The organism is Arthrobacter sp. JCM 19049 (genome assembly GCF_001310435.1).
The window spans coordinates 1-1,684 of record NZ_BAXF01000468.1; the positions used below are offsets into that span (position 1 = coordinate 1).

Annotated in this window: 3 protein-coding genes; all 3 read left to right on the forward strand. The window is 66.3% G+C overall.

Going from position 1 to position 1,684, the window contains the following annotated elements; all coding sequences use genetic code 11:
• Positions 1–181 precede the first annotated feature (181 nt).
• On the forward strand, positions 182–934 hold the full coding sequence (locus tag JCM19049_RS13465; RefSeq protein ID WP_054821839.1) for an IclR family transcriptional regulator C-terminal domain-containing protein: 753 nt from the start codon (positions 182–184) through the stop codon (positions 932–934).
• A 117-nt stretch (positions 935–1,051) separates the two neighbouring features.
• Positions 1,052–1,432 carry a YidH family protein gene (locus JCM19049_RS13470; RefSeq protein ID WP_054821840.1) on the forward strand — a complete coding sequence of 127 codons (381 nt, stop codon included), beginning with the start codon at positions 1,052–1,054 and terminating at the stop codon, positions 1,430–1,432.
• Between the two features lie 20 nt (positions 1,433–1,452).
• On the forward strand, positions 1,453–1,684 hold a 232-nt coding region (locus tag JCM19049_RS13475; protein ID WP_054821841.1), incomplete at its 3' end, for a DUF202 domain-containing protein.

Genomic DNA, 1,684 nt, shown 5'->3' on the forward strand with positions numbered 1-1,684 from the left:
CAGCGCTGAGCCCAGGTCAGGGCAGCGCGCCGGCCAGGCCGCAACGAGGCGTGATGATCGATGAAGCATGAAAACCCCTGACTTCGCAGAGCGAAAATACTTTTCGGTGTGCGTAAGTATGATTGTGACCGTCGTCTCAGGTCAAGAGGCGGCGTTGATGTTTCTTTGCGGAAGGATTCCGATGCCCGTGCCCCATGACTCCCCCACGGGAGTACAGTCCTTCGCCCGCGGGTTGAGCGTGATCAAGGCATTCACCGGTTTTCCACTCACCCTGAGCGAAGTCGCCGAACGCACCGGCCTGGCCCCGGCTGCGGTGCGCCGCTACCTGGCCACCCTCACCGAGCTTGGCTACCTTGCGCAGCACGGGTCATTGTTCAGCGCACGGGCCAAGCTGCTGGAGCTGGCCCAGCCCTACTTGACGGCCAATGAAACCGCCCGCAAGGCCGAACCGATCCTGCGTCAGCTCTCGGACACGGTCAACGAAACCGCCACCCTCACCCAATATTCCAACGGGGAGGTCATTAACGTGCTGGCCACCCAAACCACCCAGGAGCTGGCGATCCAGGTCAATGCCGGACGCCACCTGCCCGCCTACTGCACCGCCATGGGGCGGGCCATGCTTTCCCTGTTGCCCGCCGAGGAGGCCCGGGCGATCATCGAGTCCTCGACCCGCATCGAACTGACCTCGCGCACGTTGACCGACAGCGCCCAGATCATGGAGCAGATCGAGCTGGCACGGCAACGCGGATACTGCTTCGTGGAAGAAGAACACACCCTGGGCATCCGCACACTGTCCGTTCCCCTGCAGCTGCCCCAGGGGCCGCTCATCGCCCTGAGCGCGCCCACCCCGACCGCACGGGAGGACCGGGAGAGCTACCTGCAGCGGGTGCTGGAGCCGCTGCAGCTGGCGGCCTCCCGGATGCGGGCCGAATAACCGGTTAATAATTGCCGCCTGCAACCACTTTTCAGATGCCGCCATCCCCGGACATGATGAACTTAGATGCAGTCCGCGTGCCGGCGACCCCGCTTCCGCCCCCTTCCAAGGAGGACCATGTCCACCCATGAACGCAGCCGCCTGGCCCGGTGGCTCCTGCCCAGCGGCAAGGAACCTGACCCGCGCTTCACCCTGGCCAATGAGCGCACGTTCTTGGCCTGGATCCGCACGTCTCTGGCCTTCCTGGCTGGTGGCATCGCCCTGGAGGCCTTCACCGCCGCGTCCTTCTCCACTCCGCTGCGCACCTGGCTGGCGCTGATTGTCATTGGCATCGGCATGCTGATCGCCGGCGGAGCGGCCTTCCGCTGGCTGCGGGTCGAGCGCCGGATGCGTGAGGACTCCCCGCTGCCGGTTCCGGCGATCGTGCCGCTGCTGGGGTTCGGGGCGGTGGCCGCGGCGGTGGCGGCCGTGGCAATGATCCTGGCCAATGGCTTCTAGGCCACCGGGAGGCAGGACTCATGAAGGATGTGCGCATTTCGGATCCCGGGCTGCAGCCCGAACGCACCGTGCTGGCCTGGGGCCGCACCCTGATCTCCTTCCTGGTCGTCAGCGCCGTGTTCCTGCGTTGGCTGCCGCATGACGGGCAGTCCCTGCTGGTGCTGGTGGGCATCGCCGCGCTGGTCTCCGGCGGCATCTTCCTCTCCCAGCGCCGCCGCTACCGGCGGATGGCCCACGGCTGGAGGCTGGAAG